This is a genomic window from Tepidanaerobacter sp. EBM-38 (assembly GCA_001896545.1).
Taxonomy (GTDB): domain Bacteria; phylum Bacillota; class Thermosediminibacteria; order Thermosediminibacterales; family Tepidanaerobacteraceae; genus Tepidanaerobacter.
Genome location: MPOT01000099.1, coordinates 24,004 through 40,055, shown reverse-complemented (window position 1 = coordinate 40,055; position 16,052 = coordinate 24,004). Strand labels below are relative to the sequence as shown.

12 protein-coding genes and 1 pseudogene are annotated in these 16,052 nt (G+C 38.5%); 12 read left to right on the top strand and 1 reads right to left on the bottom strand.

Translation table 11 applies throughout. The annotated features are described in order from the left end of the window. Positions 1 to 86 precede the first annotated feature (86 nt). From BUC45_RS10785 to BUC45_RS10755, 7 genes are all read left to right on the top strand, one after another. Entirely contained in the window at positions 87 to 725 is a 639-nt protein-coding gene (locus BUC45_RS10785) for an MBL fold metallo-hydrolase (protein WP_296972287.1), read from the top strand. Between the two features lie 356 nt (positions 726 to 1,081). Next, positions 1,082 to 2,689 (top strand): CTP synthase, encoded by a 1,608-nt coding sequence (locus tag BUC45_RS10780; RefSeq protein WP_276791666.1) that lies wholly within the window; start codon positions 1,082 to 1,084, stop codon positions 2,687 to 2,689. 63 nt (positions 2,690 to 2,752) lie between these two features. Continuing rightward, positions 2,753 to 4,009: a methyl-accepting chemotaxis protein gene (locus BUC45_RS10775; RefSeq protein ID WP_276791665.1), complete on the top strand. Its 1,257-nt coding sequence runs from the start codon at positions 2,753 to 2,755 to the stop codon at positions 4,007 to 4,009. Between the two features lie 109 nt (positions 4,010 to 4,118). Then, positions 4,119 to 5,222, top strand: a complete 1,104-nt coding sequence (locus tag BUC45_RS10770; RefSeq protein WP_276791662.1) for a peptidoglycan bridge formation glycyltransferase FemA/FemB family protein — start codon at positions 4,119 to 4,121, stop codon at positions 5,220 to 5,222. A gap of 12 nt (positions 5,223 to 5,234) precedes the next feature. Continuing rightward, positions 5,235 to 7,613 carry a Lon protease family protein gene (locus BUC45_RS10765; RefSeq protein ID WP_296972284.1) on the top strand — a complete coding sequence of 793 codons (2,379 nt, stop codon included), beginning with the start codon at positions 5,235 to 5,237 and terminating at the stop codon, positions 7,611 to 7,613. Between the two features lie 613 nt (positions 7,614 to 8,226). Continuing rightward, the gene (locus tag BUC45_RS10760; protein ID WP_296972282.1) at positions 8,227 to 9,717 is read left to right on the top strand and encodes a haloacid dehalogenase-like hydrolase; all 1,491 of its coding nucleotides are present in this window, start codon (positions 8,227 to 8,229) and stop codon (positions 9,715 to 9,717) included. A gap of 176 nt (positions 9,718 to 9,893) precedes the next feature. Beyond that, positions 9,894 to 10,019, top strand: coding sequence for an HNH endonuclease signature motif containing protein (locus tag BUC45_RS10755; RefSeq protein WP_296972281.1), 126 nt, complete (start codon positions 9,894 to 9,896; stop codon positions 10,017 to 10,019). 44 nt (positions 10,020 to 10,063) lie between these two features. On the opposite strand, the gene BUC45_RS10750 is transcribed toward BUC45_RS10755, so the two are convergent. Further along, the gene (locus tag BUC45_RS10750; RefSeq protein ID WP_296972278.1) at positions 10,064 to 10,660 is read right to left on the bottom strand and encodes a DUF3298 and DUF4163 domain-containing protein; all 597 of its coding nucleotides are present in this window, start codon (positions 10,658 to 10,660) and stop codon (positions 10,064 to 10,066) included. Positions 10,661 to 10,846: 186 nt separating this feature from the next. Here BUC45_RS10750 and BUC45_RS10745 point away from each other — a divergent pair. The 5 genes and pseudogenes from BUC45_RS10745 to BUC45_RS10725 all read left to right on the top strand — a co-directional run. Then, positions 10,847 to 11,446: pseudogene (locus BUC45_RS10745) on the top strand (Rpn family recombination-promoting nuclease/putative transposase); the annotation flags it as partial. After that, entirely contained in the window at positions 11,426 to 11,863 is a 438-nt protein-coding gene (locus BUC45_RS12075) for a DUF4351 domain-containing protein (protein ID WP_366750203.1), read from the top strand. The pseudogene BUC45_RS10745 and the gene BUC45_RS12075, both read left to right, overlap by 21 nt. Before the next feature lie 185 nt (positions 11,864 to 12,048). Next, on the top strand, positions 12,049 to 13,347 hold the full coding sequence (locus BUC45_RS10735) for a DUF6612 family protein (RefSeq protein WP_296972276.1): 1,299 nt from the start codon (positions 12,049 to 12,051) through the stop codon (positions 13,345 to 13,347). Positions 13,348 to 14,227: 880 nt separating this feature from the next. Continuing rightward, positions 14,228 to 14,749, top strand: coding sequence for a sigma-70 family RNA polymerase sigma factor (locus tag BUC45_RS10730; protein WP_296972274.1), 522 nt, complete (start codon positions 14,228 to 14,230; stop codon positions 14,747 to 14,749). Then, the gene (locus BUC45_RS10725; protein ID WP_296972271.1) at positions 14,746 to 15,828 is read left to right on the top strand and encodes a DUF4179 domain-containing protein; all 1,083 of its coding nucleotides are present in this window, start codon (positions 14,746 to 14,748) and stop codon (positions 15,826 to 15,828) included. Before BUC45_RS10730 ends, BUC45_RS10725 begins: the two co-directional genes overlap by 4 nt. The last annotated feature ends 224 nt before the right edge of the window (positions 15,829 to 16,052 follow it).

Sequence of the window (16,052 nt, the reverse complement as noted above, 5' to 3'; positions counted from 1 at the left end):
TTACCAAGAATATATTATAGTTAGGATATTTTTTTATAGAGATATATATAAACTAAAACCTTGAATGAAAGGGAGGTTTTCCAGTCGTGAAAATTCGGTGGTTCGGCCATTCCTGTTTTCTTTTGGAATCAAAAGATGGCACTAAGATAGTTACCGACCCATTCGACGGAAGTGTGGGCTATAAGATACCGATGGTTGAAGCAGATATAGTAACCGTAAGTCATGACCATTATGACCATAATTATGTGGAGGGAATTCAAGGAGACCCGGAGATTGTAAAATCTACAGGTGAATGTGCTATAAGCGGTATAAGTATAAAGGGTATCCCGGCTTTTCATGATGAAGCCAAGGGAGCCAAGCGAGGTCCCAACATAATCTACACTTTTGAGATCGATGGTATTAGAGTATGCCATGTAGGAGATCTGGGGCATTTACTTTCAAAAACCCAGATAGAAGAAATCGGCGATGTGGATGTACTCCTGATTCCGGTAGGAGGAACCTTTACCCTGGATGCCGATGGAGCTGCTGCATTAATAGAACAGCTTTCCCCCAAGATTACCATTCCCATGCATTTTAGAACACCGGCTGTCAGCATGCCCATAGATCCGGTGGATAAGTTCGTAGAGAAGATGGGTGATGTAGAGCACCTGGATTCCAATACCATAGAGATAACCCCCGAAACCCTTGACAATCAGAATCGTATTGTAGTTCTAAATTACGAGTGAATAATTGGTGAATAATTGGGGACGGTTCCTTTTTATTCAATCCAAGTGTTACAAAGAAATATCCCCCCGATGGATAAAAGTCATTCGGGGGATTTTTTATTTTTAAATGGGCAAAATACATAATAAAATCCAAGTATTGATATAGTTACATGGAATTATGAAATCAGTGACATATATTTGAAATAAAAATTACCAATCCCGCAAGCATAACCAACATTGTATTAAACCCATGCTTGAAGTTGTAAACAAACTGATAAAATAAAAACTCCATACTATTGACAATCACCCTTTTTGATGGCTAAAATAAAGTGTATGAGATTTTTCATGCACGGATAAATATCAAGGGGGATTTATTTATGTCAACCAAATATATATTTGTTACGGGAGGAGTAGTATCTTCCCTAGGCAAAGGTATAACGGCGGCCTCGCTGGGGCGCCTTTTAAAAAGTAGGGGTCTATCTGTCACTATGCAGAAATGTGACCCCTATATTAATGTGGATCCGGGAACAATGAGCCCCTATCAGCATGGTGAGGTTTATGTAACCGATGACGGGGCAGAAGCCGACCTTGATTTAGGCCATTATGAACGCTTCATTGATGTGAGTCTTACCAAAAACAGTGATATAACCACAGGAGGAATTTACTGGACGGTAATAAACAAAGAACGGCAGGGCAAGTATCACGGTAAAACGGTGCAGGTCATTCCACATATAACCAACGAGATAAAAGAACGGATAATTCGCGTTGGCGAAGAATCCAAAGCCGATGTGGTCATTACCGAAATCGGCGGCACTGTCGGCGATATTGAAGGTCTTCCGTTTTTGGAAGCTATAAGACAGATGAAGACAGATGTGGGGCGCGACAATGTGCTCTACATTCATGTAACGCTTGTCCCTTACATTTCTACAGCCGGTGAACTAAAGACAAAACCAACCCAACATAGTGTAAAAGAGCTTCGGAGTATCGGTATCCAGCCGGATATCATCGTCTGTCGCTCGGAATATGCCATACCCAAAGATTTAAAAGAAAAGATTGCACTGTTTTGTAATGTTGAGTCGGAATGCGTCATCCAGAACTATGATGCCGAAACCATCTATGAAGTGCCTCTCATACTTAAAGATGAAGGCCTTGATGAGATAGTTGCAAAAAAGCTAGGCGTAGACGGCAGAAAAGCCCATCTTTCCGAATGGGTAGAGATTGTGCAGAGGATAAAAAATCCTTTAAAGCAAGTGAACATAGCCCTGGTAGGCAAATATGTGGAACTGCATGATGCATACCTTAGTGTGGTTGAGGCGCTTTGCCACGGCGGCGCAGCCAATGATGCCAAGGTTAACATCAAATGGGTTCATTCGGAAGAACTTGAACAGGAAAGCGAAGAGCTGTCATCGGTTTTTTGTGATATAGATGGAATAATAGTTCCGGGAGGCTTTGGCGAGCGGGGCATAGAGGGTATGATAAAAACCGTTGAATATGCCAGAGAAAACAAAATTCCGTTTTTTGGCATAGGCATAGGTATGCAGTGTGCAATAATAGAGTTTGCGCGAAATGTATGCGGTTTGAAAGATGCCCATTCCACCGAAATAAATCCTGAAACCCCTCATGCCGTCATAGATTTTCCGCCGGAAGAAAAATCACTTAATGTGAAGGGCGCCATGCGCTTAGGCAGCTATCCCTGCAGAGTTGCCGAAAATACCATAGCCATGGCGGCATACGGCAAAGAACTTATAAGCGAACGGCACCGCCACCGCTACGAGTTCAATAACGATTATCGAAAAGTCGTTACAAATTTTGGTTTAGTGTTATCAGGTATATCGCCGGATGATAAATTTGTCGAAATAATAGAGCTTAAAGACCATCCGTGGTTTTTAGCAACTCAGTTTCATCCGGAATTCAAATCTCGACCCAATAAGCCGCATCCACTCTTTAGCGACTTCATAAAAGCTGCCGTTAATTTAAAAAATTAGCAGGAAAAAGCAGATATTTGTCTAATAGTATATATATTACTTTTCTGAAAAGGAGGAAGAGTCGTGAAGGGGATTCGACTAAGAGTAGTTTTAATTACAATGCTGCTGGTAGCCTTTTCCTTAGGTGGATATATATACTATTTTCATGGGGAAGACTTTACAAGTACAAATAACCTGCTGGCAGCAGCCGCAGCAGTTGTAGTTTCCGGTATTATATCTTTTTTAGTGACAAAAGGGGCCTCACGCCCGTTGGAAGCTATAGAGCAGAGCTTAAGCGCCATAGCAAAGGGTGACTTTACTGTTAAGGCTAAAAGGCTCATCGGGGATGATATAGGTGCACTGGCTGATGTGTATAATGATTCTTTGGACAAGGTAAGAAAAATTTTGAAAAATGCCAAGGATACCACAGCAGATATGCTGGCATCAGCTGCTTCTATTGGAAAGATAACTCATCAAAGCAAGGAAATGTCTTCAAATATTGAAACATCCATAAAGAATGCCTTGAACCATATTACCGACAGACTTAAAGAAATGAAAAACTTAATAGACGGCATGTCGGATATGCTGTCGCAAATGACCGCGGGGGTCGAACAGATTGCCGTAAGTTCGTCTGAAGCAGCCGCAACGGCTGCCGATGCATCCCAACTTGCCGAATCCGGCCGCACTGCCATGGATCAGGTAACTTTACAGATGGGCAAAATCAAAGAATCAAGTAATTATACTGCCTCGGTCATAAAGTCTTTGGGAGAAAGCTCCGAAACTATCGGTCAGATTGTAGAAACCATTACCGGCATAGCCGACCAGACCAACCTTTTGGCATTAAATGCCGCTATTGAAGCCGCCAGAGCAGGCGAGCAGGGTCGGGGATTTGCCGTTGTGGCAGATGAAATAAGGAAACTTGCCGAGCAGTCAGGCGATGCTGCAAAACAGATAGGGCAGCTCATCGGCACTGTTCTAAATGAAGTGGATAAAGCTGTTAAGGCAAAAGACCAAGGTTCGGCCAATGTAGAAAACGGTATTAAAGCAGTGAAATCCGCCGCCGAAACCTTTGAGCAAATCTTGGTTGCCGTTGGAAAAGTGGCAGAACAGATGCAGGAGATTTCCGCAGCAACTGAGCAGATGGCGGCCAGCACCGAAAGCACCAGCGAGTCCTTTAAAAAGATGACTGATATCAGCCTAGACGGTACCAATCAGGCGCAAACCATAATTGATTCAATAGAAAAACAGCAGAAGCTGCTGGATGAAATTGCTTCCTCGGTGCTAAGACTCAGAGAAGATGCGGACAAACTTGATAAAATCATGAATGTAATAAAAATCTAAGCCTTCTAAAAGGGCTGGTAAGCAAAATTTACCGGTCCTTTTTTGTAATACTTTATTTAATCGTCGAATAAATCATGTATAATATATAATAAAGATTGGAGTAAAACATTTGGCGGAGGTTATTCATATAATGGAAATAAAAATCATAAACCAAGATGAGAAGAAATTTTTTAACGATTTTATGGCTTGGGGGCCTAAAGGGCATGTGCTTCAGTCCTATGAATGGGGCGAAGTAAAGCGGCACACCGGATGGGAACCTATCAGGCTGCTTGTCATGGATGAGGGCAAACCTAAAGCCGGAATTTCTATATTAAAGAGGAAACTGCCCATTCCGGGTTTTAACAAATGTATTTTTTATGCTCCCAGAGGACCTGTAGCCGATTATACTGATAAAGATACGCTTAGATTTCTCTTTGCAAAAATAAAATCTATGGCAAAACAGCATGGGGCTATTTTATTAAAGATAGACCCGGATATAAAAGCACCAAACGATGAAGTTGTAAAAAACCTTCGCTCATTGGGCTTTAACCTTATTGATTCAGGCAAGGATTTCGATGGCGTTCAGCCAAAATTCGTTTTTCGCTTGGATATAAGCAAGCCGTTGGAGGAAATTGCTGCAGACTTTCACCATAAAACCCGCTATAATATTCGATTGGCAAAGCGCAAAGGTGTCACGGTCAAGGTAGGTCGGAGAGAGGATTTAAAGCCGTTTTATGATATCCTGGAGGAAACCTGTATTCGCGATGAGTTTCTTGTAAGAAGTTTTGACTATTTTGAAACACTATGGGATGAGCTGGTGGAAAATGGGCTTGCACGGCTATTTATGGCAGAGTATGAGGGAAGGTATATAGCCGGGACACTGGCCTTTATTTTCGGTGACAAGGCATGGTACATATATGGAGCATCATCTAATGAAGACCGCAATGTCATGCCTAACTATGCCCTTCAATGGGCAATGATTGAGTGGGCAAAACAAAACAACTGCACCATGTATGATTTTCGGGGGGTATCCGGAGACCTTTCACCAGACAACCCTTTGTATGGGTTGTATAGATTTAAAAAGGGATTTAATGGCGAATTTACCGAATTTATCGGGGAATTCGATATGCCGCTTTCTCCGTTTTTCTACTACCTATGGGTGCGTGTAATTCCGGCTTACCGCAAAATAAGAAAAGATGTGGTAAACTTTTTCCGCCGAGCAAAAAAAAGATAAGAAGGTGCATACATGCTTAAAAGGCTTACACACGACCAACTGAGAGAAACCTGTGATAAATCGGTTCTTTCTTTTAAATCAACAAAAGACCTAACTCCACCTGCGGACATCATCGGCCAAGAGCGGGCCGTGCGGGCTATGGAGTTTGGGCTAAAGATAGACCTTAAAGGATATAACATTTTCATGACAGGGCTTACAGGCACTGGAAAAACAAGCTATGCCAGAGCGGCGGTTGCCAAAGCTGCTCAGGGCAGGCCGATACCCGATGATATCATCTATGTGTATAACTTTTTAAAGCCGGAAAGGCCTATTGCCATAAACCTTCCGGCGGGAAAAGGCTCTGAATTTGCAAAGGATATGGAAAAACTTATTTATGATATTCGTTCTGAAATATCAAGAGCATTTAGCGATGACAGCTTTGAAGAACAGCGGCAGGAGATTATTGAACGCTATCAAAAACAATCCATGGAAATAATTGCAAATTTAGACGAAATTGCTAAAGCCGAAGGGTTTGCACTTCAGAAAACCGTTCAAGGTATTATAGCAATACCGCTGTCGCTTTCCGATTCAAATCCAAAACCCATGAGCCAAGAAGAATACGAAACGCTTACAAGTGAACAGAAAAAAGAGCTTGAGGAAAAAGGCCGAAATCTGCAAAATAAAATCGATGAAGCCATACGAAAAATGCGGGCACTTGATAAATCAGCCAGGAGAGAAATGGATGAACTGGAAAAAGACACAGCACTTGCCGCCATAAACCCGCTTTTTGAAGAAATGAATGCAGCGTACAAAGACAACGCTAAAATCATCGATTACCTTAAAGCAGTAAAAAACGACCTTATAGCTAACCTGATGATTGTAAAAGAGGATAGAAAAGAAAAGCAAGACGGCGATGAAATCGTCCCATTATACGGTGCGACAGGGGCATCTGAATTTTTTTTGCGGTACCGCATAAATCTCTTTGTGGACAATAAAGCTACGGCACATGCACCGGTAATATTTGAAACAAATCCTACATATTATAATCTCTTTGGTAAGATAGAAGGGAGAGCCCGCCTTGGAACCGTTGTTACGGATTTTATGCTTATAAAAAGCGGTGCAATTCATAAAGCAAACGGCGGCTACCTCATAATTCAAGCTGCAGACCTTTTTAAAGAGCCGTTTGCATGGGATGCCCTTAAAAGGACACTGAACAACGGCGAGTCGCAGATTGAAAATATAGGGCAGGAATACCTCCTCTTTCCTACCGTAACATTGAAGCCCGAGGCGATTCCGATAGATGTAAAAATTATCCTCATAGGCAACCCCTATATTTACAGTCTTTTGAATGTATATGACGAAGACTTTAAAAAACTTTTCAAGGTAAAGGTTGATTTTGATGTAGAGATGGAGAGAAACCCGCAGAATATAAAAAAATATGCGGAACTCATTTCCGAAATTGTAAAAACTCGCGACCTTCTGCATTTTGACACAAACGGGGTTGCCGAGATAATCGACTACAGTTCACGCCTTGCGGAGGATAAAACGAAACTTTCCACACGATTTAATGAAATTCTTGAAGTGCTTTATGAGTCAAGCACATGGGCGGAGCTTGACGGCAGCAGTCTTGTTACAAAAGAACATGTAGAAAAGGCTATATCGGAAAAGATTTACCGATCAAATCGCATAGAAGAGCGGCTGCTGTCGATGATTGAAAAAGAAGAGATTCTAGTGGATACGGAAGGCTTTGCTACCGGACAAATCAACGGCCTTTCGGTAATTGACACCGTCGACTATATTTTTGGTCAGCCTTCACGCATTACGGCTAGAGTTTACTTGGGCAATGCCGGTGTGGTCAACATCGAACGTGAGGCTAAAATGAGCGGTCGAATTCACAATAAGGCAGTTATGATTCTTACAGGTTATCTGGGAGAAAAATATGCCCGCAGTATTCCTTTAAGTATATCGGCGAGCTTAACATTTGAACAAAATTACGGCGGCATAGAAGGAGACAGTGCAAGCTGCGCCGAGCTTATGGCACTGTTGTCGGCTATTGCATCTGTGCCGGTGCGCCAGGATATAGCGGTCACCGGTTCACTGGACCAGCATGGGAAAATCCAGCCGGTAGGTGGTACCACCTATAAGATAGAAGGCTTTTACCATGCGTGCAAACTGAAAGGCTTTACCGGAACTCAAGGTGTGGTCATTCCTTGCCAAAATATCACAAACCTCATGCTAAAGCCTGAAGTTATTGCAGCCGCCCAAGAAGATAAGTTTCATATTTATACGGCCGAAACCATCGATGATGTCATAGAAATAATGACAGGCATGCAGGCTGAAGAGTTTCACAACAAAGTAAAGGAATCACTGAAAAAGATGGCCGAAACCGCCAAAAAGTTTTATGACAAATAAAGGTGCCTGGCACCACCCGAATTTTGTCGAAAACGGACGGACACGGCAAATAGTGAGTTTGAGCATTTTAGCAATACTCTCTATAAAATAGGCAGAATACAATTTTACAATCCATAATATTACACTCCATAATATTTGTGGACATATTATAAGATTGTTTTAGAGTATATGAAAAACGATGAATAAAATTTTTCAGTTGACAGAACAGCAGAATATTGTTACTATTAAATAAATCGTTATACGCTGAGGTATAACGGAATGAGCAAAGATGCTTTATAAAGGATATAATTTATCCTTTTAAAGGCATCTTATTTTTTTGAATCGTATTTTTTAATTATAAATTTACAGCGTAATTTAATATATAGCTGTTTACTTCTTTAGCTACAGACCATAGTTTAGATTTTCAACTTATCCTTATAAGTTGATTATTAATCATATAAATTACCTGAATTTTGCTGGTAAATCAAAACTTTATGACTGGAACTTGTATAAAGATTATATTGAGAGTCGATAAATAAAACAAATTAATACATTTTACTGAAGGGGGGTAAAGCTTAAATAATATACTTATTGAAAGTCATTTTTTTATTTAATGAAAGGAAGTGTAAATGGAATGAAATTGAAAAAGCGAATAATAATCATGACAGTTTTCTTAGCAATAATTGCCATTCTTATTCCCAGTATGTCTTTTGCCGATATTGCACCAAAAGCAATACAGGGAACAATTCAAGAAATGCAGCTTGTAATCAACGGTCAAAAAGGCATTAAGATAGCACCTATCCTTTATGAAGGGAGAGCTTATCTACCTGCCCGCTATTTTAGTGAAAATATGGGATATAAGGTTGATTGGGATCAGGATACATTTACGATATTTGTTACCCCCACGGCTCAAGAAGTGTCAAAAACGATACCTTTGTTAGATACCGGTAAATGGGCACCAGCTACATTGAAAAGACTGCAAAAAATGATTGACGAAAACGGTATAAAGAGTCCAAACTATGATCCGAAGAATAAACCTTATGCAGTATTTGACTGGGATCAAACGTGTATTTTTAATGATACCCAGGAAGAATTATTTAGGTACCAAATCAAAAATCTGCTTTTTAAAATGACCCCAAGTGAATTTGCTGCAGCTATACGTCATGATATACCCAGCGATGACTTCAGCCCAGAATATAATAATTTAGAAGGGAAACCGGTCAATATAGAAAAAATAGGTGCAGACTTAGATGAAAGGTACAAGTTCCTATATGATAATTATATTTCGCTTAAGGATAAAAATGCAGAAAAGCTTGCAGAAATACAGAAAACAGAAGAATTCAAGGATTTCCAAGGCAAACTTGCTTATTTATATGAAGCAATTGGAGGTACCTTCAGTGCAAATGTTAGTTACCCATGGGTTCTTTACCTTTTTACTGGTATGACAACAGAAGAAGCCCAGGCAATAACTGAAGAATCAAATGATATAGCTTTAGGAGAAAAATTAGAATATTACACCCTTACAAGTTCTTCAAAGCTTCCCGGGAAGGCTGGTGTCGTAACAGGAGAGTATAAAAGGGGTCTTCGAATTGCTCCGGAAATGTCAAACTTAATGAATGTTTTAAGAGCTAATGGAATCGATGTGTATATATGTTCAGCATCCTTGGAGGATGTGGTGAAAGTTTTTGCTGGTCTTCCTAAATATGGATATAATGTACCATCTGAACATGTCATAGGTATGAGACTAGAAAAAGACATCGAAGGTAAATATAAAAATGAGTATAAAAAAGATTATCCTCAAACTCAGCAGGAAGGGAAAACTGAAGCTATTAAACGGATTTTAGTATCAAAATATGGTTACGGACCAATATTTGTTGCAGGTGACAGTCAAGGTGACTATAATATGGCAACGGACTTTGAGGAAACCCAATTAGTGCTCATAATAAATAGGGTAAGAAAATTATCAGATAAAATCACTATACTTGCTAAGAAAGCAGCTGATTCTATAGGTGACCCTGATGCAAAATACATCTTACAAGGAAGAAACGAGAATTATGGATTATTCATACCACAAGAATCCACCATCAGATTTGGTAAAACCGAAGCCGAGCTTATACGCAAATAAAGGAAGGTGCCTGGCACCGCCCGATGGCACCGCCCGAATTTTGTCGAAAACGGACGGACACGGCAACAAGCGAGTTTAAGTTAAAAAACACAGACACCTCACAGGTAGAGATACTTGCGAGGTGTCTTTCCTATTATCTATCGTTATTTTATCGACTCCAGGGAAACGCAGCATTCTTGAATACAAGTCCTGAAGAGCTGTTCTACGATGCCGGCAACTTGCAGCCATTATGTAAATCCTGCCACGATAGAAAGACTGCAATGGCATCTGCTTCTTCAAGGATATTGGCGGCAGTTTTTTAATATTTTTACTTTGTGTTTCAAATTGCTTTACCACTTTGCAGGGCCTAACCAAGGAGTCCATTTGCTCTAATGATATCCTGGATTTCTCGGGTAGGTATGGGAAAAGTTACGAAACCATAAACATAAGGTGCGAGCTCATATAACTGGAAATATATCATAAGAGTTCTGTTTTCTATATAATAATCCTGGTCGGGCTTTATCTCTGTAAAATCAGCTATAATAGGTATGTTTTTTTCCTTTATCTGACGTTTTATTATATTGGACAAGGGCTTTACATAATTCACATTTTCCTTAAAAAGATCTTCCAGACGATATATGTTTCCAGTGCCTAAATTGAAAGTAACTGATTTTAAGACCGTCATACCATGAGCACCACCCGCAAACCAATACATTTCGATGGAAATGCTTAAAAAGCCATTCTCATTTGTTCTTATATGATATCTTCCCGTAACATCAGTTGCGGGGTTTTCATAATAACCGGTTTTCTCTATCAGAGTATTTACAATACCCATTAAAACCGAATTGATATACTGTTCCACGTTTTTATCGGCCAATCCTTCGACTACCGGATATTCCACATCTAATCTTTCTTTTTTTATACGGTGGGTTTTAATAGTTGCACGTGGTTGATTTTGTATCATTAAATATCTCACTCCTTAAAAGAAGATGTTTTATATAGTCTATTCAGATACGTGCGTCAAGGTGTAAAAGCGGTGAAAACAGATATTCTTTGAATTAACGCTCTTTTACAAGAAAGAAAAAGCCCCACAGCTTTATCTTGCAAATCTTCCCCTTCTATTGTACTATTAGCTTAGGTAGGTGATGAAATGGGAATACAAAATCCCCACGATAAATTCTTCAAGGAAACATTTGGCAAGGTAGAAGTAGCAAGGGATTTTTTTAGCAACTACTTGCCTCAAAACATATTAAATATTACAGACATTGATACGATAGAGCCTTAAAAGGACAGTTTCATAAACAAAGAGCTTGTAGAAAGTTTCTCAGATCTACTCTTTAAGGTGAATATAAATAATCATGAAGGCTATATTTATTTTCTCTTTGAACATAAAAGCTATCCCGCAAGATACATAGCCTTTCAGCTTTTAAAGTACATGATAGAAATCTGGGAAACAAAGATTAAAAAAGAAGAGTTAAATAAACTTCCCGTAATAATACCGCTTGTAATATACCACGGAACAGAAAGATGGAAGATAAGCACCGCTCTTAAAGAGATGATAAGAGGGTATGAGGAGCTTCCGGCAGATGCAAAAAGATACATACCTGACTATGAGTACATTCTCTATAACATCTCACAATTTACGGATGAACAGATAAAAGGCGAGGCACTAGATAAGGCAGCTCTTACTATCATGCGAGATATCCAAACAGGGGATACTTTAAGAATAATGAACTCATTCCTTATGGCAGCAAAATACCTTTCAGAACTATCCAATAAGCAGACGGGCATGGAATACTTTGAGACAATGGTAAGATATATATTTAACGTAAGAGGCGACATTAGCCCAAAAGATGTGCAAACCTTAGCCGTGCAAATAGAAAATACCTATCCGGAAGGGAGTGATATTATGATGACTTTAGCTGAAAAGCTCAAAGAAGAAGGCTTGAAAGAAGGCTTGAAAGAAGGGCTAGAAAAGGGACTAGAAAAAGGAAAAAGAGAGGAAAGACTAAGTACCGCAATAAAACTCTTAACCAAAAAGTTAGGACCTTTACCAGGAGAAATCAAATCTAAAATATCAAAGTTAGACTTAGTGACTCTAGAGATTATAATAGATGACATCTTTGAATATGAGAACTTGGAAGATGTCAAAAAATATATTAATTAATTTTAGCACACGATATTAACCTCTCCACGTGCAATAAAAAACGAGGGCTCTCATATAGTCGATAATACATTCAAGTTTAACAGAAGTTATTACAAAATATTTTAAAACCAAAAAGGATTTAATATCTATCTAGTAGAATATATTAAAGATGTATTGTTTAACTAAAAAATCTGGAGGGAAAATTAATGTTATCTAGGAAGATAGGAAATAAGTTTTTTATTGCTTTACTTATCATGCTTTTAGTAGCACCTACGGCTTTTGCCGGAGAACAGGTCAAGTTGATTTTTAACGGCAAAGAATATCAGGCAGATATTACTTTAAAGGATGGCGTTACTTACGTACCTGCTGCAGCTCTTAATAAAATCCCAGGTTTAGAAGTAGGAAACGATCCAATCGTTCCAATTCGAAAATTATTTGAAAGTCAAGGTGGAGTGGTATCTTGGGATAATGACAATAATCAGGTAATCGTATCTTGGAGGGAAAAAGCAGGAGATTTTACAGCAGACGAGCTAGTTATAAAGTATTCTGAAAGCCTTAAAGAGGCTAATACTTACAAGATGAAAGGCAGCTATCAGCTTGAGTTTTGCCTTGAAGGAGTTAAGGATTTAATTGAAATTCCGAATATGCCAAAAATGGAAGCTACAATTGAAGGAATTTTTCAATACGAACCAATGGCCATGTATATAAAGCAAACCATGAACATGCCTATGGATGAGCTGGAGGAGTTGGGGCTTAGTCCAGAAGAATTGGAAGCAGAAGGCCTTGGTGAAGAGATGGTTACAGAGATTGTTTGGCTGGACAATGCTATTTATCAGAAGAACCCCGGGTTTGACCAGTGGATAGTTCAGGATTTGGCTGAGGTAGAGGGGATGCCTGATATTAATGAGTTAATGCAAATTACCCCTCAACAATCTATGGAAATGATGAATAAGGCCGGTGTTATTAATGTATTCGGTGAAGATGTAGAAAAAGATGGTAAAAAATATTACACCATTAAAAATTATATTGATGCTGATAGCTTTAAGAGTTTAATAGAAGAAACTCTGAACAATTTTGATATAACAGCATTTATAGAAGCCGCCGGTGCACAATCGGATACGGATGCACAGGAAGCTGAAGATTTTAATAAAATGTTTAAAAAGGTATTCGAGATTATTCTTAATAATATCAATACCGAATACTATATCAATACCTTAATTAATAAAGAAACCTTATTACCCGATTACATGAATTTCGATTTAAATATGCAAATAGACCTTAAACCATTGATAGAGATAATAGCAGCAATGGAAGAAGTAGATGAAACTGAAGAATTATCGGAAATTCTGGAAATGCCGATAAGTCTTGAATTAAAGATGAAAGGCGACTATCAATTGTATGATTACGGAGCCGACCTTAAGCTTCCTGATTTAAGCAATACCATTAGCCAAGAAGAATATATACAACAGTTAATGGAGTTAATGGAGCAAGCAGAGCAAGATTAAGGGCTAGGCACTCAATTGTTTATTTAACTTGTAAACATATGAATTTTAACTAAGCCAAAAAGTCTTAATATTAACCTAGACTTTTTGGCTTTTTTGTTATTGAAGAATTCAGAGTCAATGATTATTCTTATAATTTTTCTCAATATGATTAGTGGAAATTTGATTATTATATAACATATTAATCAGTAAGCACGCTATACAACATACGCCACCACGAGGCGGTATTAAGCTGTCATCCTGAGCGGTAGCGAAGGATCTTTCGTTGAAATAGCCTTAAAGATTCTTTGTTCTGCTACGCATCACTCGGAATGACAGAGGCACTGCCTTGATCCAGCCGAAGGATAAATTCGATCTGCTTAGATGACAGGAATCCTCTTTCCTATGATATTAATTCTATAAAACTCTTTAAATAGTTACTTTTTGCGTATGCCATCTTTACCTGGTAGAGAAGAAATAATGTCTTAAATCTGGTATCCTAATTATATAGAAGTTTGGGAGTGAGCAATATGTTAGATAAAAAATACACCTCTTTAAGTAAAGACCATAGCTCATGCCTTAAGACATGCTCCACAAGATTACGGCTTGGTCTTAGATGAAGGCGGATGAGTAGATATTGATTTGTTTTTGGAAGGCTTGAGGAAGCACTCAAAAAACTTTGAAAATGTGACGATACATGATTTAGAAAAAGTTATCGAAGGTTCGGATAAAAGGCGGTTTGAAATAAAATGGGTTTCTACTTGCTTTCTTATTTTGCTTATTTTCCATGCAGTGTTTTTGCCATTTCGTTCGTCTAATATATGAAGCGGCTTCAAAAAAGATAGAAGGGAGCGAGAATGGTGATTGGTAAAATAGATTTTTACCGATAGAAAGGAGTAGAGAAATGATCGATGAAATAAGTTTTAAACGAGCCAAAAACAAAGATGCAGAAAGTTTCTATAAACTGTTAGAACCTATAAAAGACCGGCTGTATAGAACGGCTTTCATGTATATGAAAAATGAAGATGATGCTTTAGACTGTGTCCACGATTCTATCGTGAAAGCCATACAATCCATTGATAGCTTAAGAGAACCACATTATTTTAATACATGGATTACCCGCATAACTATAAACACCTGCAAGGACAATCTGAGAAAAAGTAAAAATACCATATCCCAGGACACAACTGAATTTGAAGGCATATTAGCCCATAATGATGGGGATATAGAAGAGAACATAGATTTACATAGGGCGCTTGATAATTTAAAGGACGATGAAAAGGAATTGATTGCAATGCGATATATGGAGGATATGAGTATAAAGGATATTGCAAAAACAGTCCATTCACCCATGGGAACGGTAAGCAGCAAGATTTCAAGGACAATAAAGAAAGTCAGAGCGTATATGGAGGGGGAATATAAATGAATTATAAGGATTTAGATAAAATCAAGGTGCCATCCAGACTTGATGATACTATCAGATGCGCTATTGAGGAAGGATATGGCAAGAGAGCGAAAACAAAGAGAGCACGACTAAAAAAACATATAGCAGCAGCGGCAGCAGCTTTAATAATTGGAACAACGGCTTTTGGCATGGCTTTTCCAACCCAAGCCAAGGAGATTCCCATCATCGGAAACATATTTGCCTATTTAAGTGAATATGCCCATGGAAACTATGCAGAATACAAGGATTTTTCCAAGTCGTTAGATATGGCAAAAGAAGATAAAGGCATCAAAATTACATTAAACGATGCCATATATGACGGCACAACAGTGATGGTGACATACACATTAGAAAGTGAAAAGGATTTAGGTGATGACATATATATTAGGGATGACCTTGATATTAAGGGATATTTTGGAGGAATGACAGGAAGTAGCGGCATCTATAAGGTAAATGAAAATACTTATATCGGTTTTATGAGAATGACTATGGATAAGGTTTTCGATGAACTTGATGTCAGATTAAAATTCGATAGTATAACCAATCACAAAGATTTAGACATAAAGGGCAATTGGGCTTTTAAGTTTAACATTAAAAAGACGGATACAGATATCTTGGTGGCTAATAAAGGTGTAACAAAGGATGGAGTAACTGTAAAGATTGATAAAATAACCTTTACCCCTATGTCTACTATCATACATTACAGTCAGCAGGTTTCTGAAGAGGCGATAAAAGGATACTTTGGCACCTATACATCCCTAGTAGAAGTCAAAGACGATTTAGGCAATGTATATTCCGGTGAAGGCAATGGCGGCAGTGGGACTAAGAATCTTATGAAGTTCTCGTCTACCTATGAAAAAATAGATAAAGACGCTACTAAGCTCATTATAACTCCCAAGGTAGAATTTGAAGTACTGAGCGAAGATGGAAACCGCATAATTGGCCCCTCGATTCTTGAAAGTGATGAAAAAGAAGTATTAGACTACTTAAAGAAGAAAGGAACATTGCCAAAAGAGGTATTCTTAGAAGATATAGTTGTAGATTTGAAGTTAAATCAGTAAGCAATAGCGAAAAGAGAAGTCTACTTCTTTCTAGAAACCGATACTTTTAAACTCGCCCTAGTGGCGAGCTTTTTACAATAATCAAAAAGTTTAATTTAATTTTTTCTCCCGTTCTTATAGGCAGGTATGATAGATATAGTTTTTCTAAAAAACCTAAAATTACTTGACGCGATCCAAATATTTGTGTGACATTGACCGTATATTTTTTGGATGATATAATAAAA